Source organism: Microbacterium shaanxiense (assembly GCF_054779995.1).
The window spans coordinates 916,969-941,046 of record NZ_BAAGXE010000002.1 but is presented as its reverse complement, the minus strand read 5'-3'; the positions used below and the strand labels follow the sequence as shown (position 1 = coordinate 941,046).

23 protein-coding genes are annotated in these 24,078 nt (G+C 68.6%); 5 read left to right on the top strand and 18 right to left on the bottom strand.

The features are described from left to right. Positions 1 to 33: 33 nt before the first annotated feature. The 4 genes from ACYVG2_RS09520 to ACYVG2_RS09505 all read right to left on the bottom strand — a co-directional run bounded on the left by ACYVG2_RS09520 (position 34) and on the right by ACYVG2_RS09505 (position 5,446). Positions 34 to 1,746, bottom strand: coding sequence for an ABC transporter ATP-binding protein (locus ACYVG2_RS09520; protein ID WP_460780737.1), 1,713 nt, complete (start codon positions 1,744 to 1,746; stop codon positions 34 to 36). A gap of 1 nt (position 1,747) precedes the next feature. Continuing rightward, positions 1,748 to 2,698 carry an ABC transporter permease gene (locus tag ACYVG2_RS09515; protein WP_460780736.1) on the bottom strand — a complete coding sequence of 317 codons (951 nt, stop codon included), beginning with the start codon at positions 2,696 to 2,698 and terminating at the stop codon, positions 1,748 to 1,750. Next, positions 2,695 to 3,699: an ABC transporter permease gene (locus ACYVG2_RS09510; RefSeq protein ID WP_448967245.1), complete on the bottom strand. Its 1,005-nt coding sequence runs from the start codon at positions 3,697 to 3,699 to the stop codon at positions 2,695 to 2,697. The genes ACYVG2_RS09515 and ACYVG2_RS09510 overlap by 4 nt, the downstream gene beginning before the upstream one ends. Before the next feature lie 73 nt (positions 3,700 to 3,772). Continuing rightward, positions 3,773 to 5,446 (bottom strand): ABC transporter substrate-binding protein, encoded by a 1,674-nt coding sequence (locus tag ACYVG2_RS09505; protein WP_460780735.1) that lies wholly within the window; start codon positions 5,444 to 5,446, stop codon positions 3,773 to 3,775. A gap of 181 nt (positions 5,447 to 5,627) precedes the next feature. Here ACYVG2_RS09505 and ACYVG2_RS09500 point away from each other — a divergent pair, with 181 nt between their 5' ends. Then, a complete protein-coding gene (locus tag ACYVG2_RS09500; protein WP_460780734.1) occupies positions 5,628 to 6,881 on the top strand; it encodes an LCP family protein in 1,254 nt (417 codons plus the stop codon). A gap of 18 nt (positions 6,882 to 6,899) precedes the next feature. Here ACYVG2_RS09500 and ACYVG2_RS09495 read toward each other — a convergent pair whose 3' ends face one another. Genes ACYVG2_RS09495 through ACYVG2_RS09480 form a run of 4 tightly spaced genes read right to left on the bottom strand, consistent with a single transcriptional unit; the run spans position 6,900 to position 11,508 of the window. Continuing rightward, positions 6,900 to 8,387, bottom strand: coding sequence for a glycoside hydrolase family 3 protein (locus ACYVG2_RS09495; protein WP_460780733.1), 1,488 nt, complete (start codon positions 8,385 to 8,387; stop codon positions 6,900 to 6,902). Next, entirely contained in the window at positions 8,384 to 9,220 is an 837-nt protein-coding gene (locus ACYVG2_RS09490; RefSeq protein ID WP_448966282.1) for a carbohydrate ABC transporter permease, read from the bottom strand. Before ACYVG2_RS09490 ends, ACYVG2_RS09495 begins: the two co-directional genes overlap by 4 nt. Further along, positions 9,217 to 10,197 (bottom strand): carbohydrate ABC transporter permease, encoded by a 981-nt coding sequence (locus ACYVG2_RS09485; protein WP_460780732.1) that lies wholly within the window; start codon positions 10,195 to 10,197, stop codon positions 9,217 to 9,219. The genes ACYVG2_RS09490 and ACYVG2_RS09485 overlap by 4 nt, the downstream gene beginning before the upstream one ends. A gap of 24 nt (positions 10,198 to 10,221) precedes the next feature. Beyond that, positions 10,222 to 11,508: a sugar ABC transporter substrate-binding protein gene (locus tag ACYVG2_RS09480; protein WP_448966284.1), complete on the bottom strand. Its 1,287-nt coding sequence runs from the start codon at positions 11,506 to 11,508 to the stop codon at positions 10,222 to 10,224. 148 nt (positions 11,509 to 11,656) lie between these two features. Between ACYVG2_RS09480 and ACYVG2_RS09475 the strand changes: the two genes are divergently transcribed. The 3 genes from ACYVG2_RS09475 (at position 11,657) to ACYVG2_RS09465 (ending at position 13,675) form a co-directional block, all read left to right on the top strand. Then, positions 11,657 to 12,523, top strand: a complete 867-nt coding sequence (locus tag ACYVG2_RS09475; RefSeq protein WP_460780731.1) for a spermidine synthase — start codon at positions 11,657 to 11,659, stop codon at positions 12,521 to 12,523. Between the two features lie 81 nt (positions 12,524 to 12,604). Then, positions 12,605 to 13,132, top strand: coding sequence for a hypothetical protein (locus ACYVG2_RS09470; protein ID WP_448966286.1), 528 nt, complete (start codon positions 12,605 to 12,607; stop codon positions 13,130 to 13,132). Between the two features lie 48 nt (positions 13,133 to 13,180). Then, positions 13,181 to 13,675, top strand: coding sequence for a SprT-like domain-containing protein (locus ACYVG2_RS09465; protein ID WP_460780730.1), 495 nt, complete (start codon positions 13,181 to 13,183; stop codon positions 13,673 to 13,675). Between the two features lie 33 nt (positions 13,676 to 13,708). Here the strand turns inward: ACYVG2_RS09465 and ACYVG2_RS09460 are convergent, their stop codons facing one another. The 10 genes from ACYVG2_RS09460 to ACYVG2_RS09415 all read right to left on the bottom strand — a co-directional run bounded on the left by ACYVG2_RS09460 (position 13,709) and on the right by ACYVG2_RS09415 (position 22,942). Further along, positions 13,709 to 14,371 (bottom strand): 2-phosphosulfolactate phosphatase, encoded by a 663-nt coding sequence (locus ACYVG2_RS09460; RefSeq protein ID WP_460780729.1) that lies wholly within the window; start codon positions 14,369 to 14,371, stop codon positions 13,709 to 13,711. A 35-nt stretch (positions 14,372 to 14,406) separates the two neighbouring features. Next, positions 14,407 to 15,864, bottom strand: a complete 1,458-nt coding sequence (locus ACYVG2_RS09455; RefSeq protein WP_460780728.1) for an ABC transporter permease — start codon at positions 15,862 to 15,864, stop codon at positions 14,407 to 14,409. After that, a complete protein-coding gene (locus ACYVG2_RS09450) occupies positions 15,861 to 16,622 on the bottom strand; it encodes an ABC transporter ATP-binding protein (RefSeq protein WP_460780727.1) in 762 nt (253 codons plus the stop codon). Before ACYVG2_RS09450 ends, ACYVG2_RS09455 begins: the two co-directional genes overlap by 4 nt. A gap of 91 nt (positions 16,623 to 16,713) precedes the next feature. After that, entirely contained in the window at positions 16,714 to 17,349 is a 636-nt protein-coding gene (locus tag ACYVG2_RS09445; RefSeq protein ID WP_448966291.1) for a response regulator, read from the bottom strand. Beyond that, positions 17,346 to 18,551, bottom strand: coding sequence for a sensor histidine kinase (locus ACYVG2_RS09440; protein WP_460780726.1), 1,206 nt, complete (start codon positions 18,549 to 18,551; stop codon positions 17,346 to 17,348). The genes ACYVG2_RS09445 and ACYVG2_RS09440 overlap by 4 nt, the downstream gene beginning before the upstream one ends. 170 nt (positions 18,552 to 18,721) lie before the next feature. Then, positions 18,722 to 19,513 (bottom strand): class I SAM-dependent methyltransferase, encoded by a 792-nt coding sequence (locus tag ACYVG2_RS09435; protein ID WP_460780725.1) that lies wholly within the window; start codon positions 19,511 to 19,513, stop codon positions 18,722 to 18,724. Positions 19,514 to 19,533: 20 nt separating this feature from the next. Then, positions 19,534 to 20,691 (bottom strand): AMP-binding protein, encoded by a 1,158-nt coding sequence (locus ACYVG2_RS09430; protein ID WP_460780724.1) that lies wholly within the window; start codon positions 20,689 to 20,691, stop codon positions 19,534 to 19,536. 15 nt (positions 20,692 to 20,706) lie between these two features. Next, positions 20,707 to 21,606 (bottom strand): 1,4-dihydroxy-2-naphthoyl-CoA synthase, encoded by a 900-nt coding sequence (locus ACYVG2_RS09425; RefSeq protein WP_460780723.1) that lies wholly within the window; start codon positions 21,604 to 21,606, stop codon positions 20,707 to 20,709. A 9-nt stretch (positions 21,607 to 21,615) separates the two neighbouring features. After that, positions 21,616 to 22,608 (bottom strand): permease prefix domain 1-containing protein, encoded by a 993-nt coding sequence (locus ACYVG2_RS09420; protein WP_460780722.1) that lies wholly within the window; start codon positions 22,606 to 22,608, stop codon positions 21,616 to 21,618. A gap of 1 nt (position 22,609) precedes the next feature. Then, positions 22,610 to 22,942: a PadR family transcriptional regulator gene (locus ACYVG2_RS09415; protein ID WP_460780721.1), complete on the bottom strand. Its 333-nt coding sequence runs from the start codon at positions 22,940 to 22,942 to the stop codon at positions 22,610 to 22,612. A 77-nt stretch (positions 22,943 to 23,019) separates the two neighbouring features. Between ACYVG2_RS09415 and ACYVG2_RS09410 the strand changes: the two genes are divergently transcribed. Beyond that, the gene (locus ACYVG2_RS09410; RefSeq protein WP_460780720.1) at positions 23,020 to 24,036 is read left to right on the top strand and encodes a GNAT family N-acetyltransferase; all 1,017 of its coding nucleotides are present in this window, start codon (positions 23,020 to 23,022) and stop codon (positions 24,034 to 24,036) included. Positions 24,037 to 24,078 lie beyond the last annotated feature (42 nt).

Below are 24,078 nucleotides of genomic sequence, written 5' to 3'. Positions count from 1 at the left end.
GAGGTTCTGCCGCGCCCCTCGAGGCCGGAACGGTCAGGCGATGTTGAGCTCGTTACCAGGGATCGACGCCAGCAGGCGGCGGGTGTACGCATCGCGCGGATTCGTGAAGATCTCCTCGCTCGTCGCCGCCTCCACGAGAGCGCCGTCCTTCATCACGCAGACGTAGTCGCTGATCAGGCGCACGACGGCGAGGTCATGCGAGATGAAGAGGTAGCTGAGCCCGTACTCGCGCTGCAGGTCGCCGAGCAGGCGCAGGATCTGGTCCTGCACCAGCACGTCGAGCGCCGAGACCGGCTCGTCGCACACGATGAGATCCGGCGAGAGCGCGAGCGCCCGCGCGATCGCGACGCGCTGGCGCTGTCCGCCGGAGAGCTCCGACGGATAGCGCCGCAGCATCGACTGCGGCAGCGCGACGTCGTCGAGCAGCTGCCGCACGCGCTTGCGCCGATCGGCGCCGCTGCCGCGTCGGTAGAACTCCAGCGGCTCGGCGATCAGCCGCTCGATCGTGAACATCGGGTTCAGGCTCGAGTACGGGTCCTGGAAGATCGGCTGCACCCGCTGACGGAAGTCCCGGGTCTCGGCACGGCTGAGGGTGGAGACGTCCTTGCCCTCGAACCTGATCAGTCCGCTCGTCGGCTCGATCACCTTCAGCAGCATCCGCGCCGTTGTCGTCTTGCCGGAGCCGGACTCGCCCACGATCGCGACGGTCTCCCCGCGCGGGATCACGAGCGACACATCGTTGACGGCGACGAAGTCCTCGCCCCGTCCGCGCACCGGGTACACCTTCGTGAGGTTCTCGAACTCGACGATGTTGTCGGTCTTGACCGCGGTCTCGGCCGGCTGCTCGCGCTCAGCACGCACGGTGCCGTCGGGCGTCGCGCCGCCGAACGCCTCAGGCCGCAGGCGTGCGACCGCGACCGACGGCGCGGCCTTGACCAGCGACTGCGTGTACGGATGCTGCGGATCCTCGAGGATCTGCTTGGCGGCGCCCTGCTCGACGACCTTGCCGCGATGCATCACGATCACGCGTTCGGCGCGTTCGGCGGCCAGCCCCAGGTCGTGCGTGATCAGCAGCACGGCGGTGCCGAGCTCGCGGGTCATCGTGCCGATCTGATCGAGGATCGTCTGTTGCACCGTGACATCCAGCGCGCTGGTCGGCTCGTCCGCGATCAGCAGCCTGGGCTTGCAGGCGAGACCGATCGCGATCAGTGCACGCTGGCGCATACCGCCGGAGAACTCGTGCGGGTACTGCTTGGCGCGCTTCGCGGCGTCTGGGAGACCCGCAGCCTCGAGCGCCTCGACGACCTTCGCCGAGACGTTCTGCCGATTGGCCAGGCCGTGCGCGAGCAGCGTCTCCGCGACCTGCGTGCCGACCTTCGCGACCGGATTGAGGTTCGACATCGGATCCTGCGGCACGAGGCCGATGTGGCGTCCGCGGATCGCGCGCATCTCGTTCTCGGGAGCCTTCGAGATCTCACGGCCGTCGAGACGGATGCTGCCCGCGGCGATGCGTCCGCCGCCGGCGAGCAGCCCGATGATGGCCATCGCCGTCGTGGACTTTCCGGAGCCGGACTCCCCCACGATCGCGACGGTCTCGCCCTCGGAGATCTCGAGGTCCACGCCCTCGACGGCGTGCACGACCCCGTCGGTCGTGTTGAAGTCGACGGCGAGGCCCTCGACCGACAGCAGCGGAGTGCTCATGCCCTGTGGTTCCTTGCCCTGTTCCTTGGTGGTGTCTGTGGCCATGTCAGCGCGCCCTCGTCCTCGGGTCCATCGACTCCCGCAGCGATTCACCGAACAGCGTGAACCCGAGAGCGGTGACCGCGATGCAGATACCGGGGAAGAACGCCAGCCACGGCGCGATCGCGAGCTCGCTCTGCGCGTAGGTCAGCATCCGCCCCCATTCGGCCGTCTCCGGGCGTCCGCCGCCGAGACCGAGGAACGACAGCGCTGCCGCGTCGATGACCGCGGTGGCGAGCGTCAGCGTGCCCTGCACGATGACGGGGCCGATCGCGTTCGGCAGCACGTGCGACATCGTGATGCGTCCGCGCCCAAGGCCGAGCGTCTGCGCCGAGAGCACGTAGTCGCTCGAGCGCTGCTGCAGCATGGATGCACGGAGCAGGCGCGCGAAGATCGGCACCTGCGACGCACCGATCGCGATCATCACCGCGTACGGGGTCTGGCCGAGGATCGCCGCGATCGAGACCGCCAGGAGCAGGTTCGGCACCGAGAGGATGATGTCGACGATGCGCATGATGATCGTGTCGACCCAGCCGCCGAACGTGCCGGCGATGAGTCCGAGGATCATGCCGCCGACCAGGCCCATCGCGGTGGAGATGATGCCGACCATGAGCGAGGCCTGCGCACCCCAGATGAGCTTGGAGAGCACGTCCCCGCCGAAGCGGTCGAGGCCGAGCGGGAACTCCGGGAGCTCACCGGGGCCAGGAATGTGCGTCGGCGTGATGAACTTCGCACCGGGCAGCGCCGTCTCGGGGTACGGCGCCAGGATCGGCGCCAGGGCGGCGACGAGGAGGAACAGCAGCACGATCACCGCACCGGTCCACGCCGTCGGGCTGTGTCGCAGACGCCGGAAGACGTCGCGCCAGAAGCCGCCGCCGGCGTCCTTCAGCTCGGTCTGGGCGAGCGAGACCGTGTCGATGATCTCGCCGCCCTGCGCGGGGGGAAGGGGAATGCTCATTGGACCCTCACTCTCGGGTCGATCAGGCTGTAGGACACATCCACCGCCAGGTTGATCAGCGCGTACGCGATCGCGATGAAGATGATGAATCCCTGCAGCACGGGGAAGTCACGCGTGAAGATCGCCCTGGCGAGGAATGATCCGATTCCCGGATAGGCGAACACGGTCTCTGTGAGCACCGCTCCGGAGATCAGCAGACCGGTCTGCAGACCGATCGTGGTGACAACGGGGAGCAGGGCGTTGCGCAGGATGAACCTCCCGCGCAGCGTCGAGTTGGCCACACCCTTCGCGCGACCGGTGCGCACGTAGTCCGCGTTCTGCACCTCGAGGACGCTGGCCCTCGTGATGCGCACGATGATCGCGAGCGGGATCGTGCCGAGCGCGAGCGCCGGGAGGATGAGGTGCAGGATCGCGTCCCAGGACGCATCGAACTCGCCGGTGATGATGCCGTCCCACACGTAGAACCCGGTGGGATGGGTGGCGTCGATGCGCGGGCTCTGCCTGCCGTCAGCCGGAAGCCAGCCCAGCTGCACCGCGAAGATGTACTTCAGGATGAACGCCAGGAAGAACACCGGGATCGTGATGCCGACCAGGCTCAGCACGACGGCGGAGTGATCGCTGAACTTCCCGTGCCGACGTGCGGCCCAGTAGCCCAGGGGGATCCCGACGCCGACCGCGATGATGAGCGCCGCGATCGACAGCTCGATCGTCGCGGGGAAGCGCCGGAAGAACTCCTCCAGCACGGGGCGGTTGGTCTGGATCGATGTGCCGAAGTCGCCCTGCAGCAGTCGTCCGATCCAGACGAAGTACTGCTCGATGAGAGGACGGTCGAATCCGTAGAGCTTGTTGACCCGTTCGATCGCCTCGGGGGTGGCCTTCTCCCCGAGCAGCGCCACGGCCGGCCCGCCGGGGAGGGCCCTGACCCAGGCGAAGAGCAGGATGCTCAGGCCGAACAGAGTGGGGATGAGGAACAGCAGTCGCCTGCCGATGGTGCGCAGCAAGAAGTACTCCCAGCTTTTCAGGTGCAGCGGCACTCCACCCCACGCGGGGGGTGGAGTGCCGCTGCGTGAACCCTTACTTCGTGAGGACGATGTCCGTGAAGACCTCGTCGTTCACCGGGCTGGCAGGGTAGCTCTCGACCCGGGGGTCGAAGGCCAGGGTGGGAGCGGGATGCGCGAGCGGGACGCCGGGGATGAACTCGGCGACCATCTCGTTGATGTCCTGGTAGAGGCCGGTCTGCTCCTCGAGGTCAGGCACACCGCGCGCCTCGGCCAGGGCGTTGAACAGCTCGGGGTTGTCGAAGCCCCACTCCGAGCTCTGGGCGCCGAAGAAGACGCCGACGAAGTTGTCGGTGTCGTTGTAGTCGCCGGTCCAGCCGAGCAGGTGGATGCCGTGATCTGCGGTTCCGGTGGTGCGGTCGAGGTACTCGACCCACTCCTCCGAGACCGGAGTGGTCTCGACGCCGGCCTCTGCCAGCTGCGAGGACAGCACCGTGAAGATCTGCTCGGGGTCCGGCATGTACGGACGCGAGACGTTGACCGGGTAGTTGAAGGTCAGCTTCAACGGGTTGGCCTCGTCGTAGCCGGCTTCCGCCAGCAGCGACTTCGCCTTGTCGACGTCGTACTCGTAGGTCGTGACGTCCTCGTTGTAGCCGTTGACGCTGTCCGGCATGAACTGCGTCGCCTTCTCGGTGCCCTCGGGCAGCACCTGGCTGATCAGCGCGTCCTTGTCGATCGCGTAGGAGAGCGCCTCGCGCACCTTCGGGTCCTGCAGCTCGGGAATCTGCTGGTTGAACGCCAGGTACAGGATCGTGAACGGAGGACGCGACACCATCGTGAAGCCGTCTTCCTCGAGGGCCGCCGTGTCGGCGGGGCCGACCAGGTCGTAGCCGTCGATGTCGCCGGCCTCGAGAGACTGGCGGCGCGCGGTCGGGTCGTCGATCGTGCGGAAGATGATCTCCTCGATCTGTCCCTTCTCACCCCAGTACTCGGGGTAGGACGTCAGCGTGACCTGCTCGCCGGGCGCCCACTCCTCGAACTGGAAGGGGCCGGTGCCGACCGGGTGCCCCATGGCGTACTCGGACAGCGCGGGCGCCTCAGCGGAACCGCCGACCTCGTCGGCCGCGAACTCCTGCATCGCTGCCGGACTCTGCATCGCGAACGCCGGCAGGGACAGTGCGGGGATGAAGCCGGCGAACGGCTTGTTGAGCTCGACCGTGACACTGTAGTCGCCGTCGGGGGTGCAGGACTTGTAGACCGCGTCGGCGGCGTTGGAGGCGTAGCCGTGGAACAGCTTGCTGTAGTAGTAGCCGAACGCCTCGGAAGCGGCGAGACCGGTCCAGTTGAACCAGCGGTCGAAGTTCACGCAGACGGCCTCCGCGTTGAACGGTGTGCCGTCGTGGAAGGTGACGTCCTCCTTCAGTGTGAAGGTGTGCGACATGCCGTCCTCGGCCGACTCCCACGACTCCGCCAGCAGCGGAGCGGGATCGGCTGTACCTGGCTCGGTGCCGACGAGACCCTCGAAGATCTGACGCGAGACGCGGAAGCTCTCGCCGTCCTGAGCGAAAGCCGGGTCGAGGCTGGCCGGGTCGGAGGAGGCCGCGAACACGAACGTACTGTCGACGTCGCCCTCCGGCTCTCCTGAGTCGTCGCCGCGATCGCTGGCGACGCAGCCCGCGAGCAGCATCGCTGCGATCGCGGTGCCGGTGACGGCGATGAGCCCTCGCCGACGCATGGATGTGTGGTGCATGCTGTGTACCTTCCCTGTTGGGGCGCTTCCTTGCGCGTGCCGGGGCGTCATCGCTCCGTAACACGGTGATGCAATGACGTTACCCAGCACGCTCCTGGAATCCAAACGCATCCGTGTTGCGATCCGGTATCAGCTGAGTAACGGCTACGTGTTAGCGTCAGGCAGGATCGGAGGACACCGGATGAAGAAGCTGCCCGACGCGCTCCACCGCTCGACGGTCGCCCGCCACGCGACGCTGCCGTCGCCGAGCAGGACATCGACCGGCGTGAAGCTGCTCGGCGCAGCGCTCAGCACCGTCCTCGTGGCGACGATCGGTGTCGGCGCATTCATCGCGATCGATCTCGCGACGCGTGCGACGGCGGATTCCGTCGGTCTCGAAGGGGCACCGGACATCGCACCGCCGGCGCTCGGCGAGTTCCCCGGCGCCTTCGATGTGCTCGTGCTCGGGACCGACGAATGCGGCCCGATCTCCGATCGCTGGCTCGGCGAACGCTGCGAGGAGAGCGACGAGGGCATCCTGAACGACGCGAACCTGCTCGTGCACGTGTCGGAGTCGCCGCGAAAGGTGACGGTCGTGTCGTTTCCCCGCGACCTCATGGTCGAGGTCCCGGAGTGCGAGCTCGAGGACGGGTCGGTCGCGTCGGCGCAGGGAACCCAGTCGCTCAACAGCGTGTACGGCCATGCGGGGCTCTCGTGCGTGGCGCAGACGATCACGGAGCTCACCGGCGTGCCGATCGGCTTCGCCGCCAAACTGAGCTTCGACGGCGTGATCCAGATGACCGACGCGATCGGCGGCGTCGAGGTGTGCATCGGCGAACCGGGGATCAGCGACACCCAGACCGGCATCGACTGGCCGGCCGGTATCCGCAACGTGAAGGGCCTCGAAGCGCTGCAGTTCCTGCGCACCAGGCACGGCGTGGGCGACGAGAGCGACCTCGCGCGCATCTCGAACCAGCAGCAGTACATGTCGCGCCTGGCCAGGAAGATCCTGAGCGACGAAGTGCTCAGCGATCCTTCGAAGGTGCTGCGCCTGGCGAGCACGGTGGCGGAGAACATCGTGCCGAGCGAATCTCTTTCGAATCCGCTGAGGCTCGGGCAGCTCGCCCTCGCGATCAAGGACGTGCCGTTCGACGACTTCGTGTTCGTGCAGTACCCGAGCTTCACCGCCCCGTACGACGAGGACAAGGTCGTGCCTGACTACGAATCCGCCGCCGCGCTGTGGGATGCACTCGCCGCGAACCAGTCGCTGGAGCTCACCGGTGGGGCCAGTCCCAACGGCGGTGTGGAGGAGGTCACTCCCCCGACGGAGCCCGCGCCGGAGGACACCCCCGCCCCAGAGGAGAGTCCGGCACCCGACGACCGCGCGACGCTTCCTCCCGAGGTGAGCGGCACGAACGTCGGGCAGGACACCTGCTCCGCGGGCAACCTGAACTGAGCGTTCGGCAGGAGCGCGTCAGCGACCGAGCAGCAGCGCGCGAGCAGCCTCGGCGCCGACACGGCTCGCCGCAGCGACCTCGACGACAGGAAGCGGCAACGGATGCCGGGCCGGCAGGCCCACATTCACCACGACGGCGCCCGGATCGCGGTCGGCAGCGTCGTCGATGAGCGCCCGCTGGGCGTCGGCGACGTCTGGCCGGTCGACCAGCAGCACGAGGCGCCCTTCGGCCGCCAGCGCCGCGTCCAGCGCCGCATCCCGCTCCTCATCCGTCGCACGGTCGACATCCAGCCGCACGCGGAAGCCGTCGCCGGCGAGACCGTCGGCGACGTACGACGCCGCGCTGTCGACCGCGAGCGTCGAACGCCGGCGCGCGTCGATGAGGGACACAGCGGATGCCGTGGCATCCGCCTGCACGTCGATCGCGCCCGTGACACGCAGGGCACGCCGTACGATCGCCGCACCGTCGTAGGGGGTCTCGTCCGCGGCATCCGGCACGCCGACGGCGAGCTTCGCCGCCAGGGCACGAACGCGATCGCGCGCCTGCTCGACGCGTTCTCGCGGAAGAGTGCCGTCGCGGAGCGCCGCGACGATCGCCTCACGCGCGGTGAGATAGTCGCGCTCGTCCTGATCGGGCAGAGCGGCGGCACCGGGGTTGGTCGGGTTGCCGATGCACAGCAGATCGGCCCCTGCGGCCAGCGCCTGCACGGCTCCTCCGCCGATCCCGACCGACTCGCGGACGGCGGCCATGTCGAGCGCATCGGTGATGATGACGCCCTCGAAGCCGAGCTCGCGCAGACGGCCGAGCACGGTCGGGTTCAGCGTGGCCGGCCGCTCACCCCACGCGGGGACGACGATGTGCGCCGTCATGATCGAGTCGGCGCCCGCTGCGATCGCCGAACGGAACGGCTCGAGGTGCACGTCCTCGATCTCGGCGGGGTCCAGGGTGATCACCGGCAGCGCGTGGTGCGAGTCGAGATGGGTGTCGCCGTGGCCGGGGAAGTGCTTGACGCACGCGGCCACTCCCCCGTCCTGCAGCCCCTCGACGGTCGCTGCGACGTGGCGGGAGACGAGTGCGGCATCCGCGCCGAATGCGCGCACGCCGATCACCGGATTGCGCGGGTCGGTGTTCACATCAGCGACCGGTCCGAGCACGACGTCGATACCGACCGCACGCGCCCTGCGGGCGAGTTCGATGCCGGTCGCCCTGCTCGCGGCGAGGTCGTCGACGACGCCGAGCTGCGCGGCTCCGGGGAGCGTCGACCCTGTGCCGACCTCGAGCCGGGTGACGCTGCCGCCCTCCTCGTCGATGCCGATCAGTGCCTGCGGGTTCGCCGCGTGGATCTCCGCGCTCAGCGCTGCAAGGTCGACCGAGATGTTCTGGCCGAAGTACACGACACCCGCGAGGTCGTCCTCGAGAGCCGCGCGCAGCCACTCCGGTGCCGTCGTTCCGAAGAACCCCGGCCACAGCACGCTGTTGGCGAGACGGGTGAGGTCGTCCGTCATCCCTTCACCGCTCCGGCGACCATGCCGCTCGCGAGCCGGCGCTGCACGATGACGAAGAAGATCATGACGGGGATCGTGATGATCGTCGAGGCGGCCATGATGCTTCCCCAGTCGTTGGAGTGCAGGCCGAAGAACGACTTCAGACCGATCGCGACCGTGTACTGATCACTCGCACCGCCGAGCATCGTCATGGCGAAGATGAACTCGTTCCACGCCGTGATGAAGCTGAAGATGCTGGTGGCGACGAGGCCCGGCATCACCAGCGGCAGCAGCACCGAGCGGAACATGCGCCACCAGCTCGCGCCGTCGATGTACGCGGCCTCCTCGAGCTCGACAGGGACGGCTGCGACGAAGCCGCGCAGCATCCAGATGCCGAACGCCAGCGAGAGCGCGACGTACACGATCATCAGGCCGATGATGCTGTTGAGCAGCCCCAGGCTCTTCACCTGCAGGAACAGCGGGATCACGAGCGCCTCGAGCGGCACCATCTGCACCACGAGGATCATCATGAGGATCGTCGTGCGGAACTTGAACTTGAAGCGCGCCACCGCGACGGCGGCGAGCAGGCAGACGAGCGCACTCACGAGCACCGTCACGAGTGCGACGATCGCTGAGTTGCGCAGGAACACGCCGAACCCGCCCTCGGTGAAGACGAACGCGAAGTGGTCGAAGGTGAGCTCTTCAGGGAAGAACGAGCGCCCACCGCTGGAGGCGTTCTTGTCGAAGGCGCTGGAGACCATCCAGTACACCGGGAAGAGCGTGAAGATCAGCACCGCGGCGACCCCGACGCCGATGCCGACCTTCGACAGGACGGACTTGTCGTTCGGGTTCACAGTTCGTCCTCCTTCATGAGCGAGCGGATGTACACGATCGTGATTCCGATCAGCGCGAGTGTGAGCAGCACGGCGAGCGCGGCGCCGAATCCGTAGCGGTTCTGACCGAACGACTCGACGTACGACCAGACACCGAGGTTGAGCACGGAGCGGTTCGATCCGGAGCCGCCCGGCATCAGGTAGACCTGCGCGAACACCTTGAAGTCCCAGATGGTCGACAGGATGATCACGACCGAGAAGACGGGGCGCAGAGTCGGGAAGACGATGCTCCAGAAGCGGCGCCAGGCGCCGGCGCCGTCGAGGGCCGCCGCTTCGAGCATCTCCTTGGAGACGCCGAGCAGACCGGCGAGCACCGTGATCGCCACGAACGGGAACCCGTGGTGCACGACGTTCAGCAGCACGATCGCGTAGAACGACCACTGGTTGGTGAACCAGTTGACCGAGCCGTCGATCAGCCCGAGACCCTGCAGCATGTCGTTGAAGACGCCGCGGTCGGCGTCGAAGATGAACGTCCAGACATACGTGCCGGTGACGGCGGGCATCGCCCACGCGATCATGATGCAGCTGGAGACGATCACGCGCCAGGTCGTGCCCAGTCGCTGCAGCAGAAGCGCCACGAGGGTGCCGACCGTGACCGTGGCGAACACCGCGACGGCGGCGAAGCCGACGGTGTTCGGGAGGACGACCGTCCAGAGGGTCGGGTTGGTGAGCGCCTCGACGTAGTTGTCGAAGCCGATGAAGTTCGATTCCCCGGTGTTGATCTCCCGCAGGCCGTAGTCCTGGAGCGAGTAGATGAATACCTGCACCAGCGGCCACAGCATGAGCCCGGCGAGGATCGCGAGCCCGGGGGCGAGGAGCAGCCAAGGGCGTGCCTTGGCGATGGAGAGGAACCGATTTGATCGGCGGCCGCCGGCCACGGAGGCGGGGGTGTTCCCCGCCTCCGTGGGTGTCGGCAGCGGTGCGTGCACCGTCGACATGGAGAGGTATTGCCTAACTGGTTGTTACTGGTTGAGCAGTTCGGTCATCTCGGCTGCGGCATCCTTCGTCGCGGTGGCGACGTCCTTCTGCCCGCTGAGGATCGACTGGATCATCGCGTTGGTGGTCTTCTTCGCCTGGACGGCGCCGAAGTTCGGGGTCACCGGCACGGATGCGCCGCCGTCGACCATCTGCTCGGCGAACGGAGCGACCAGCGGGTCGGTCGAGGCGAGTGCCTCTTCCATGGCCGAGGCGACACCGGGGAAGTACCCGGTCTGCTCTGCCCACTTCTCGGCGAACTCGCCCGTGGTCATGAACTGGACGAACTCCCACGCGAGGTCGGCGTTCTTCGTGGTGTTGAAGACCGACAGGTGCGATCCGCCCAGCACGGACGGAGCGATGTCGCCGTCCTCGCCGGGGATGACGGCTGCGCCGAGCTTGCCCTCGAGGTCGGGGTTGGTCTCGATGAGCGCGTTGGGCGTCCACGAACCGGAGAGCATCATCGCGACGTTGCCCTGGGTGAACGCGTCACGGATGTCGGTCTCCTTCCAGGTGGTCGCGCCTGCGGAGGAGAAGCCGTGCTTCGTGGCCAGGTCGGTGTAGAACTGGATGCCCGCCTGCGACTTCTCGCTGTCGAGCTCGCTCGTCCAGGTGTCGCCGTCGAGCGTGGCGATCTCGCCGCCGGCGCCCCAGACCCACGGGTAGACGAAGAACTCGGAGTCCCCGGCGACCGGGAATGCGAGCATCTCGGGGTGCGCGGCCTTGATGGCCTCGCCTGCGGCGACGATGTCGTCCCAGGTCTTCGGAGCCTCGAGTCCGAGCTCCTCGAAGATGTCGGCGCGGTAGACGAGCGAGCGGACGCCGGCGTACCACGGCATGCCGTAGAGCTCTTCGTCGTAGGTGCCGGCGACCTCGAGGCCCTCGACCAGGTCATCGCGGAGGCCGTCTTCGGCGTCGACGTACTCGTCGAGCGGGACCAGGGCGCCGGCGTCGGCGAACTCCGCGGTCCAGGTGGTGCCGGTCTCGGCGATGTCGGGGGTCGTGCCACCGGCGATCGAGGTGACGAAGCGGTCGTGCGCGTCGGCCCACTGCACCTCTTCGAACTCGACGGTCGCGCCGGTCTCCTCCTTGAAGGCGGTGGAGACCTCGTCGAGGAACGCGGTGGAGTCAGGGTTCGTGCCCTGCATGATCCAGACGCTGAGGGTCTGGTCCTCACCGTCGGCCGAGCCGTTACCCGCGTCGCCGGAACACGCGACGAGGCCCAGCGATGCCGTGACGCCCAGCGCCACGATGGGAAGAATGCGCTTCTTCATCTGGTGAATCTCCTCATTGAAAGTGCCTCGGCGCGCAACGGTTGCATGCCGATCAGGAAAAAGTATTCATCACTAACAAAATACCTGCAACTCCTGCGAGGGATCGTCATACACCTGTAACACGCACCAGGCGCATAGGGTCGATGACATGGGACGGACGCGCGCGAAGGACACCGAGCACCCGCGGGCGCGACTCGATCACGGCGGTATCGCGGTGATCTCGCCGTCGGAGTTCACCACCGGCTTCGAACTGATCGTCGACGACACGCCCCAGTCCCACGTCGATCTCGATGACCCGACGCATCTGCACTTCGAGTACGTCGTGCGCATGGGCGCAGTGATCGACCAGCTGACCTCCCCCGGCGCTCCGCTGACCGCCGTGCATCTCGGCGCGGGTGCGCTGACCGTCCCCCGATACATCGAGGCGACAAGGCCGGGATCGCGTCAACAGGTGATCGAATGGGAGGCACCGCTCGCGGCACTCGTCCGCGAGCACCTGCCGCTGCCTCGCGGTGCGTCGATCCGCATCCGGATCGGCGACGCGCGCGCTGGTGCGAAGAAGCTGCCACCCGCGCTCACCGGCGCCTGCGACCTCGTCGTCTCCGACGTGTACTCGGGCGCGCAGACCCCGGCGCATCTGACCAGCGTCGAGTTCTACCGCGAACTGTCGGAGCTCCTCGCACCCACCGGCGTCCTGCTCGTGAACGTCGCCGACGGGCCGGGCCTCGTCTTCGCGAGGCGCCAGGTCGCCACGATCGCCGCTGTGCTCCCCGAGGTGGCGCTGCTCGCCGACACGCAGGTGCTCAAGGGCCGCCGGTTCGGGAATCTGGTGATCGCGGCATCGCCCTCTCCACTGCCCACCGAATGGCTGCCACGGATGCTGGCAGCCGGCCCGCATCCGGCGAAGATCGCCCAGGACGCCGAGGTCGCAGCCTTCGCGAAGGGGGCGCGCGTCGTCACGGATGCGGATGCCGTGGCGTCTCCGAAACCGGATGCGTCGATCTTCCTGCGCTGAAATCGCACTCCGGGGCGTGCCGCGAGCTCGTCCGCAGATCCGACAGGCAGACTGGAGCGAGGCGCCGCGGAGGGAGAGCACATGGGTTACATCAAGGGTTACGATCCAGAGACTCTTCGTGAGCTGGTCGATCAGGTCGAATGCGCAGAACGGCTGGTCGAGATCGAGTCGCAGCGCAGCCTGCCTGCACTGCTGGAGCGGGTGTGGCTGCTGAAGGTGCTCGGTCAGCTCGATGACGCGCTGGCGCTCGCCGACGAGTCGGTGCGTGTCGCACGGATGGCCGGCACCCGCAAGGACGTGCTGCGCGCACGCGTGCTGCACGCGACGATCCTGCAGTACCGCGGTGCGCACGCCGCCGCCGAGCAGGAGCTCGCGACCTGCGCATCCGAGGCCGAAGGACAGGGGTGGGCGTCGATCGCGGCGTTCGCGCACCAGCACCACGGCAAGAACGCGTACGACGCCGGCGACTTCGACGAGGCGCGAACGAGCTTCAAGCAGGCCCTCTTCCTGCGCAGGGAGGCCGGCGCAGCGGATGCCGAGCTCGAGGTCGCACTGCTGGCGATCGAGGCCGCGGAGAAGCGCCGCAGCGGGCAGCTCGTCAGCAGCTGAATCACGTCGCGCGCCCCTGATGTCGGCGGGATGATTTAGCCTAGGCGCATGGCGGAACTTGACCGTGTGCGCATCTGGGGAGACGCACTTATCCGGTTGCACCTCGACGACTCGTGGTCGTTCGGCTTCGACCACGCCAAGCGTCGTGCCGGGCAGTGCGATTTCCGCGCCAAGCGGATCACCGTGTCACGGTACCTGGCCGCACGATTCGACGACGATGAGATTCATCAGGTGCTCCTTCACGAGGTGGCGCATGCGCTGGCCGGCCATCGTGCGGCGCACGGCGCGAAGTGGAAGCTGATCGCCCGCGACATCGGGTACGTCGGCGGCACGACGCATCACGGTGAGACGGCCGAAGAGCTGGCGCCGTGGATCGGCACCTGCCCCGCCGGCCACGTGACGTACCGGCATCGCAGGCCGGGCAGGGCGACGTCGTGCGTCAAGTGCTCGCGCACCTTCGACCCACGGTTCGAGTTCACGTGGACCCGTCGCGAGATCACGGCCGAGGTGAAGCTGGCCGCCCAGATGCCGCGCCCCCAGTAGCTGCGACCCCGCGAGCCGCGCACGACTACCGAGTCACACGAACGCGACGAACTCGCCGTCGCTGAGCACGGGCACCGCGTCGGTCGCGTCGACCTCTGCGGCGGCCGCAGTCCCGGTCGGGACGAGACCCGCACCTTCGATCCGCGCGGTCGCGGCGACGCCGTCCGCGATCTCCTTGCCCGAGCCGGATGCCGTGAGCAGATGGCGCATGGCCCGGCGCAGCCCGCGCGCTGATTCGCAGACGGCCGCGGCCTCCGGCGACGTGTGATCCGCGCCGAGATCGCTCAGCGCCGCGATGATCGTGCCCGCCCCGAGCTGGTCCTCGACGGCGAAGCGGAACTCGCCGTCATCCGTCAGCTCGCCGGCCGCGATCACCGCCACCGAGGTGCGCTGCTGCCGACGGTTCTGCAGCTCGAGCACCGTCTTCGCCACCGCCGACGCATTGCGCAGCGAGCCGAGGAGCACGGTCGCCTCCCCTGCTGCGGCCGCTGCGGCGACCGCTGCGCCGTTGCGCGACCAGCCCGCAGCATCCGTGAGTGCGACCGCGCGGCCGGATGCCACGGCATCCGTCACCGTCGACGAGAATCGCAGCACGTCGACGACCACGACCACGTCGGCCGGCGCGAGACGCCGCAGTCCGGCCGTACCCCACTCGAAGCGGACCTGGTACGTGGACTGATCGAACGGCTGCGGCATCCCCCAAGCCTACGAGACCCGCCGGGAGAAGCGGGTCAGTCGACGGCCAGCGCCTCGACCGGGGCCACGCGGGTCGCGAGCCTTGTGGGCGTCGCAGCGGCCACCAGCGTCAGCACCGCGGTCGCGCCGATGATCACCACCACGGGGATCCACGGCACTGCCGGCGACACGAGCCCTGCGGTGTCGAAGTTCGGCGGCATCCGCACCGAACCGAGCAGCGACTGCGCGGCGATCCAGCCGTACGCGACGCCGAGCACGAGCCCTGTCACCGTCGCCGTGATCGTGATGTGCAGCGCCTCGAGCAGGATCATCCGCCGCACCTGGCCGTTCGACAGCCCGATCGCACGCAGCAGTCCGAGCTCGCGCCGCCGCTGCACCACTCCGATCGTGAGCAGGTTGACCAGGCCGACAGCGGCGATCACGGCCGAGACGCCGACGAGCACCATCATGATGGCGGCGAAGCTGTCCATGATGAGCGAGAACTCCGAATCGAGCTCTCCGCCCGCGGCCTTCGCCAGCAGCACCTTGACCGACTCCAGCGCGACGGCGAACATCGTCACCAGTGTCACACCCATGACGACCCCGATCGCCATGCGACTGGAGCGTTCGGGGTACCGCAGCGCGTTCTCGGCCGCGAGACGGGCGGTCGCCGACCTTCCGAACAGCTTTCCGACCAGTCGCAGCAGCGGCGGCATCACGAGCACGGAGCCCAGCGAGATCCCGGTGAACGAGAACAGCCCACCGAAGAACGCCACGACCACTCCCAGCGGCGTGACCAGTCCGATGAGCACGCCGAACGCCAGCAGCGCCGCGCCGACGATGAGCAGCAGCAGCGCTCCGACGTGCCTGGCCGGACGACGGGCGGCATCGTCGTGCGAGCGCTCCACTGAGCCTCCGATCGCCTGCAGCGGAGTCACCGCGAGCACGCGCCGCGATCCGACCCAGGCTGCGGCCCACGTCGTCAGTGCCACCCCGAGCGCCGGGATGAGTATCGCCGGCTGCATCAGGGTGAACGACGGCAGTGCCCCCAGCATCCTGTCGGCGACGACCGATCCGATCCAGACCATCGCGAAGCCGACGACCAGGCCGATGAGTGCGCCGAGCGCGCCGACGACAAGTCCCTGGTTCGCGACCTCCACCCGCTGGGAACGGGCGCTGCCGCCGATCAGCCGCACCAGCGCGATGCGGCGCGTGCGTCCAGCGATGATCGTCGAGAAGGTGTTGGCGGTGACGATCGCGCCGACGTACAGCGCGACCCCGATTAGCAGCACGGAGAGCAGGGCGACCACGACGGCCAGCGTTCCGCTGTCACCGATGTACGGGTCGGCCTTCAACATCGCGCCGATGTACGCGGTCGTCTCGACCAGCACCACACCGAGGGCGGACGAGAGCGCGGCGACGAGCACGCTCGCCCCCATCCCCCGGTCCCGCAGCCAGGTGAGGCGCGGTCCTGTCCTCGTGGTGTCGGAGACGACGGTCGCCACGGCGCTCACGCCGCCACCTCCGCGGCCAGCATGTATGCGGCGATCTGCTCCGCGCTCTGGCGCGGGTGATCGGCCACGATGCGTCCGTCACCGAGGTACAGCACCCGGTCGGCATGGCTGGCGGCGATCGCGTCGTGCGTGACCATGGCGATGGACTGGCCGTGCTCGCGGCTCGCGTTCGACAGCAGCTGCAGCACCTCGCGTCCGCTCGCGGAGTCGAGGTTGCCGGTCGGCTCGTCAGCGAACACCAGATCCGGCGCGGTGGCGAGCGCACGCGCGATCGCGACGCGCTGCTGCTGCCCACCGGAGAGTTCGTGCGGACGGTGCCTCAGGCGGGCGCCGAGGCCTAGTGTCTCGACGAGTCCGTCGATCCGTGCGCGTTCGATCGCGCTGGGCCTGCGACCGTCGAGCTCGAACGGCAGCAGGATGTTGCCGATCGCGTCGAGCGTCGGCACGAGGTTGAAGGCCTGGAAGATGAAACCGACCCGGCGTCGCCGCAGGATCGTGAGGTCGAGGTCGCCGAGTCCGGTGATCTCGGTGTCGCCGATCCATGCGCGCCCCTCGGTCGGGGCGTCGAGGCCGGCCATGATGTGCATGAGCGTCGACTTGCCAGAGCCGCTCGGACCCATGATCGCGGTGAACTGCCCGCGGCGGATGCCGACGCTGATGTCGTCGAGAGCCGTGACGGCGCTCCCGCCCCTGCCGTAGGACTTCGTGAGGTGCTGCACACGGGCTGCGAGCCCGAGGTCTGTGGTCGTGATCTCCATACCTACGACGCTATGAAGAGCGGATGCCGCTGCGCATCGCCCGTGCGCATCATCCGCATACATCTCAAGGATGATCCCGGAGAGCGCGGGGTCAGTTCAGTCCGTGCTCGAAGGCGAAGACCACGAGCTGCACCCGATCGCGCAACGCGAGCTTGGTGAGGATGCGACTGATGTGCGTCTTCACCGTCGCCTCGCTGAGGAACTCCCGCCCGGCGATCTCGGAGTTCGACAGACCACGTGCGGCGAGCGCGAAGATCTCCCGCTCCCGATCGGTCAGCGACGCGTAGGCCGCGGGCACCGGCTTCGCGGCCTCGGTGAAGTGCGCGAAGAGCTCACGAGTGGCGGATGCCGCGATCACGTTGGACCCGGAGTGCACGGTGCGGATCGCGGCGAGCAGGAACTCCGGTTCGGCATCCTTCAGCAGGAACCCGCTCGCGCCCTGCCTGATGGCACGAGCGGCCGCCTCATCCAGGTCGAAGGTCGTCAGCATCACGACCTTCGGCGCATCCGGCGACTTCAGTATCTCGGCCGTGGCGGTCAGCCCGTCCATCACCGGCATCCTGATGTCCATGAGCACCACGTCCGGGCTCACCCGTGCGACTGCGGCGAGCGCCTCCTGCCCGTCCCCGGCCTCGGCGACGACCTCCATGTCGGGCTGGGAGGAGACCAGCATCCGGATCCCGGCGCGGAAGAGCGCCTGATCGTCGACCAGCAGGACGCGGATCATGCGTGCTCCTCCGATCCGTGCGGCGATTCTCCGATGGGCAGTGTCCCATGAACCACGAACTCCCCGCCCGCACGCTCGGCCGTGAGTCTGCCGCCGACGAGCTGTGCGCGCTCGCGCATGCCCACCAGGCCGTGCCCGCTCGCAGCTCCGACCGCCGCGGCCGAATCGACCGCGTTGCGCACGTCGATCTCGACGCGATCCGGCAGCCACGCCAGTTGGATGTCGACGGCGCCTCCGGCACCGTGCCGGATGGTGTTGGTCAGCGCCTCCTGCAGGATGCGGTAGACCGCGAGCTGGATCGCACCTGGCGGCTCGCCCGGCGGCATGGGATCGACGGTCACACGCGGTTCGACGCCCGCCTGCCGCACCTGCGCGAAAAGCTGCTCGAGGTCGGCGATCGTGGGCTGCGGGCCGTCGCCCTGGCGGTGCCGCAGCTGGGTGAGCAGCATCCGCACGTCCGACAGCGCCGCGCGCGCGGTCTGCGAGATCGTACCCAGCGCCTCGGTCGCGATCTTCGGGTCCGCTGCCGCCGCATAGCGCGCCCCGTCGGACTGCGCCACGATCACCGCCAGAGAGTGCGCGACGACGTCATGCATGTCGCGGGCGATGCGCACGCGCTCCTGCTCCTCGGCAGCTGCCACCTCGGCGCGTGTCTGCGCTTCGCGGCTGACGCGCCAGCGCAGCACCATGCGCCACCCGAATCCGCCCAGCCACGGCGAACCGAGCGCGAGGATGCTCATGAACGCGATCATCACGAAGGTGGCGACGGTGCTGGAGAGTCCCGCGGCGAAGAACTGCTCGTTGCTGAGGGCGATGTAGGCCGCGGCGATGACGCCGCCGACGAACGAGGAGACCAGTCCGGCCCAGAACACCCGTGTCGTGCCCCATGCGGCCGTCGCGTACAGCACGCCGAGAATCGCGACGTTGATCGGGAGCGGCCCGAGACCGACCGCCATCTGCACGACCGCGCCGACCCAGGCGACCGCCAGCGCGATCCCCGGTGCGAGTCGCCCGATCGCCACCGCGCCGCACTGCAGCACCGCGGCGATGACGAGGCCGGCGACGCCCACGGCCTCCGGAACCGTGGTGCTGAGGTTCCCCGGCGCGTAGAACACCAACGACGTCGGCGTGAGCAACGCGAACATCACGAACGCCCCGACGATGTCGAGGACGAGCGAGGTGCGGGACAGCGGACGGATCACCATCTCACGGTACGCGAGGCACCGGTCGCCGGCATCCGTCCAGCGATGTATCCGGGGCTCGACCGCGGACCGGTGTCACGCACAGCGGAGTGTGTGACGCCCGTCGGAGGAATCGGCCGAGAACCTCCGACGTCCGCAACATCCTCCGCCGCGTGAAACTCGGATCCCGCTCAGGCGCGCGCGAGGATCTCGCCGTGCGGCACGAGGTACCACCCGTCGGCGGCATCCGCCCACGTGCGCCACGCCGCGCTGATGCGCCGCAGGTCGGCAGTCGTCGCGAAGCCGTCGTTCACGAGCTGGCGTGCGAGTGCGGACTCGACGATCCGGTCGGCCCACATGCCGCCCCACCATGCGCGCTCCTCGGCAGTCGCGTAGCACCACGTGGATGCACTCGCCGTGACGTCTTCGAACCCCGCGGCCCGTGCCCACGAGAGCAGACGGCGCCCGGCATCCGGCTCCCCGCCGTTCGCCAGCGCGGCACGGCGGTACAGGTCGAGCCACGCGTCGAGCTCGGGTGCCAGCGGGAACCAGATGAACCCGGCATAGTCGGCGTCGCGCGCGGCGACCAGCCCGCCCGGCTTCGTGACGCGGCGCATCTCGCGCAGCGCCTGCACCGGATCGGCGACATGCTGCAGAACCTGATGGGTGTGCACGATGTCGAAGGTGTGGTCGGCGAAGCTCAGCGCGTGCGCATCCTCGACCGAGAAGTCGATGTTCGAGACGCCCTGCCCTGCCGCCAGCCGCTGCGACAGCGCGAGCTCGGCCTCGCCGATCTCGGTCGCCGTGACGTGGCCGACATGCTGTGCGAAATCCACCGTGATGGTGCCCGGCCCTGCACCGACGTCGAGGAGCCTCGTATCGGGCAGCAGATGCGGACGCAGGTACTCCGCCGAGTTCGCGATGGTGCGATTGCTGTGCGAACGCAGCACCGACTCGTGATGCCCGTGGGTGTAGACGGCCATGCTCTTCCTCTCGTGGATCCTCAGCGCAGCTCGGCGGCCAGACGTCGGATCGCTTCGCGGTCGGGTTTGCCCGAACTCAGCGTCGCGATCTCGTCGACGATGATCATGCGTGCCGGGCGGGCGGGCTTGCCCAGCTGTTCCGCGACGACGCCGCGCGCGTGCGCGAGCTGCTCGGATTCGCTGCGCCTGAGCGCCTCGCCCCGCTCCGCGACGATCACGGATGCCTCGCCCCATCGGTCATCGTCGACGCCGACGACGACCGCGCCGGTGAGCCCTGGGATGCTGCGCACGATGCGCTCGACCCTGTCGAGGGAGATGTTGACGCCTCCCGACACGATCACGTTGTCGGCGCGCCCGTGAACCCGCACGATGCCGTCCTCCACGACGCCGAGATCACCCGTGCGATACCAGCGGATGCCGTGCTCGTCGCGCACGAACGTGGTCTCGGTGAGCACCGGATCCCCGAGGTAGCCGTCCGCGAGCATGGGGCCGGCGATGCGCAGCTCGCCGTCGACGACTTTCACCGCCACCGTCTCGAGCGGCGCACCGTCGTACACGCATCCGCCGCTCGTCTCCGTCGAGCCGTAAGTGCGCACCAGCCGTACGCCGAGTTCCGCGGCACGCTCGCGCACCGGATCGGGCAGCGCCTGGCCGCCGACGAGGATCGCCGAGTACGCACGGAGCGCCGCGAGCACCCCGGTGTCCTCGATCGACGCGTCCAGCAGGGTCGCGACCTGTGCGGGTACGAGCGACGTGAACAGCGGCTCGCCGCCGCGCACCATCTGCTGCGTCGCATCCATGAAGCTGCGGGGCGAGAAGGCCCCGTCGAGCACGACCGGAGTGGTGCCTGCGAGGATCGAGCGCGCCAGCACCTGCAGCCCCGCCACATACCCGGCCGGGAGCGCGAGCATCCAGCTCCCAGAGCCGATCCGGCCCGCAGTGGCCTCCGCACCGGCCCTCAGCGCCTCGGCGCTGAGCACGACCCGCTTCGGGATGCCGCTCGATCCGGACGTGCCGATCACCACCGCCGTGCCGTCTTCGACGACCTCCGGCTCATCATCCGACGATCCGAGGGCCAGCATCCCCAGCGCCAGTGCGGGGCCGCCGTCGAGTGCGCGGGCGAGGTCCTGTTGCAGTCGGGCCGCATCCTCGGCCTGCGTGGCGATGAGGTGTGTCATCGGTGCGCCTCCACGTCAGAAGTGCCAGGGGAACGACGTCCAGTCGGGGTCGCGCTTCTCGAGGAAGGAGTCGCGGCCCTCGACGGCCTCATCGGTACCGTAGGCGAGACGCGTGGCCTCGCCCGCGAACACCTGCTGGCCCACCAGACCGTCATCGACCGCGTTGAACGCGAACTTGAGCATCCGAATGGCGGTCGGCGACTTCGTCAGCACCGTGCGGGCCATCTTCAGCGCTTCGCGCTCGAGCTCCGCATGGGGAACGACCCGGTTCACCGCGCCCATCTCGTATGCACGCTGTGCGGAGTACTCCTCGGCGAGGAAGAACACCTCACGCGCGAACTTCTGCCCGGTCTGGCGGGCCATGTACGCCGAGCCGTAACCGGCATCGAAGCTGCCGACGTCGGCATCCGTCTGCTTGAACCTCCCGTGCTCCGCACTCGCCACCGTGAGATCGCACACCACGTGCAGCGAGTGCCCGCCCCCTGCCGCCCAGCCAGGGACGACGGCGATGACGACCTTGGGCATGAAGCGGATCAGGCGCTGCACCTCGAGGATGTGCAGGCGACCGGCTCGCGCAGGATCGGCGACGGTCTTCTCGTCGTCCGAGTACTTGTAGCCGTCACGCCCGCGGATGCGCTGGTCACCGCCGGAGCAGAACGCCCACCCGCCGTCCTTCGCGCTCGGCCCGTTGCCGGTGAGCAGCACGGCGCCGATCCTCGGGTCCTGCCTGGCGATGTCGAGCGCCCGGTACAACTCGTCCACGGTGTGCGGACGGAAGGCGTTGCGCACCTCAGGACGATCGAAGGCGATGCGGGCGACGCCGCCGTCGTGCGTGACATGCGCGGTGATGTCGGTGTAGTCCTCAGCACCGGGCGCGAGCACCCATTCGGCGGGATCGAAGAGCTCGGAGACCATGGCCCCAGCCTATGCCTGGCGGCGAGCGCGGTGAGTCTTGAGCCACCCGTCGACGATGTCCCACACGGGGAACGCGATCAGGCAGAACCCCGTGAGGACGGCGAGGATGCGGAACACGCCGCCCTGCTCCGCCGCTCCGGCGTCGCCCTGCGCGAAGCCTTCACCGCCGGCGGTGACCACGAAGTCGAGGAATGCGGGGTTGACCAGCTCGCCCCGCACCAGCAGCGTCAGAGACCAGACCGCGAACGCCACGGCGAGCGCGGTGTTGATCCACGCGAACAGCGTGTTCCAGCGTCCGTGCGCATAGATCGCGACGGCCAGCAGCACCTCGGCGACGATGAGCGCGAACAGGATCGTGATGCCCCACGGCCACAGGCCGGGGTTCAGCACCGGGATGGGGTCGCCTCCGGTCGGGAAGAACCCGAGGAAGCGGTCCCAGAAGATCGCACCGACGCCGATCACGAGGAATCCGAGTGAGGCGATGAGGTCGGCGCGCCCGACGCCGTTGACCGTCGGTTCCGGCAGCTGGTCGACATCCCACCGCACACCGGTATCTGCACCGGTGCGCTCCAGCACGAAGAACACGAGGGTGGTCCAGAAGACGAGGTGCACGACGACGCTGATCGTGACGGCGACGACCTGGCCGATCACCTCTCCGACCGTCGCACCGGCGAGAACCTGGGCCAGTGCCACGCCGAAGGCCGCGAACGGCGGGACGATCCACAGCAGCAGCTTGAGCAGCCGCCACCAGGTGAGGTAGTAGCGCGGGCCGATCAGGTGCAGCGGACGGTCGGCGTAGCTCGCGGCGAGGATGCCAGGGTCACCGAGCTCGGTCAGCACGGCGCGCTCGGCGGATTCCCTGGGCTCGCCCTGGTCGAGACGAGCCTCGATCGCGTCGTCGATGGATGCCGCGAGCTCGGCGCGGACGTCGTCCTGGGCCGTGGGCGTGATGCTCTTGACGGTCGCGGCGATGTACCGCTCGGTGAGTGTTGTCGCAGTCATGTCAGTTCTCCTGGTCGGTGAGTGTGGCGATCGCTGCGGTGAGCGCGAGCCAGTCCTGAGTGAGAGTGTCGGCGAGCCGGATGCCGGCTTCCGAGGTGCGGTAGAACTTGCGAGGCCGTGCCTCGTCGGTGTTCCACTCGCTGGTGAGGTACTCCTGCTTCTCCAGCCGGCGAAGCAGTGGGTACAGCGTGTTGGCGTCGGCGGCGAAGCCGCGGCGCTCGAGCTCCTCGAGCAGGCCGTAGCCGTAACCCGGGGTGCGCAGCAGCTGCAGACAGGCCAGCACCACGGTGCCGCGCCGCAGTTCCTGCAGGTGCGTGTCAAGCGTCTCGTTCATGACGATCACATTACTGTGTGTCACACACTATTGTCAAACAGCCATTGTTGGAACTTCGGTCGGGTTACGGTTGCAGCATGCTCGAACTCATCCGCATCGACCCGTTCGACGCAGCGGCGGTGGACCTGTGGTGGGACATCTACGCCGCCGCCGAACGCGCTGACCGCGGCGCCGGCACGGCGGTGTGGACGCGAGACGAGTCCAGGCACGAGCTGCAGCAGGACACCGAGTCGATCGACCGCCGTGCCTACCTCGCCCGCATAGGCGGCGACATCGTCGCGGGCGGACGCCTCGCGCTGCCGCTGCGCGACAACACCCGAGTGGCGACGCTCGGCGTGCATGTCGCACCCGGGCTGCGCCGCCAGGGCATAGGCACGGCCGTGCTCGTCGCGCTCGAGGCCGAGGCGCAGGACGCAGGGCGCACCGTGATGAAGTCGAACGCGTCGTGGCCGTGCAGCGCCGGCGACGACGGCTCCGGCGTTCCTGGACGGGAGTTCGCGCGACGCCACGGCTACGCACTGGCGCTCGGTGACGTGCAGAGCCGCCTGCGGTTGCCGATCCCGCCCTCTCATCTCGATGCGCTCAGCGCCGAAGCATCCGCCCGGTCTGCGGGATTCTCCCTGCGGTCGTGGATCGGCAGCGTTCCCCAGGCCGTCGTGGGCGGATGGGCGGAGCTGGAGGCCGCCGTCGAGACGGAGGCCCCGGTCGGCGATCTCGACCTCGAGCAGGCCACGGCCGACATCGAGGAGATCCGCAGGAGCGAGGCGCTGATCGCGCGGCAGAACAGACGCAGCTTCGGAACTGTCGCATGCGACGGCAGCGGCAGCGTCGTCGCGTACACGCAGCTGGTTGTTTCGGGCGATGACGGGAACGCGTACCAGTGGGGCACGTTCGTGCGGCGCGAGGCCCGGGGCAACCGTCTCGGCATGGCTGTGAAGCTCGCGAACCTGCGGATGCTGCAGGAGCACGCTTCGGACGTGCGGGCGGTCTACACGTACAATGCCGGCGTCAATGAGCACATGCTGGCGATCAACCGCCGTCTGGGCTTCACCCCGTCCGAGCTCATGGGCGAACTGCAGAAGCGGCTCGCCTGAGCCCTCGCCCGCACCGTCGGCACGGGACGGCCCCGGGATCAC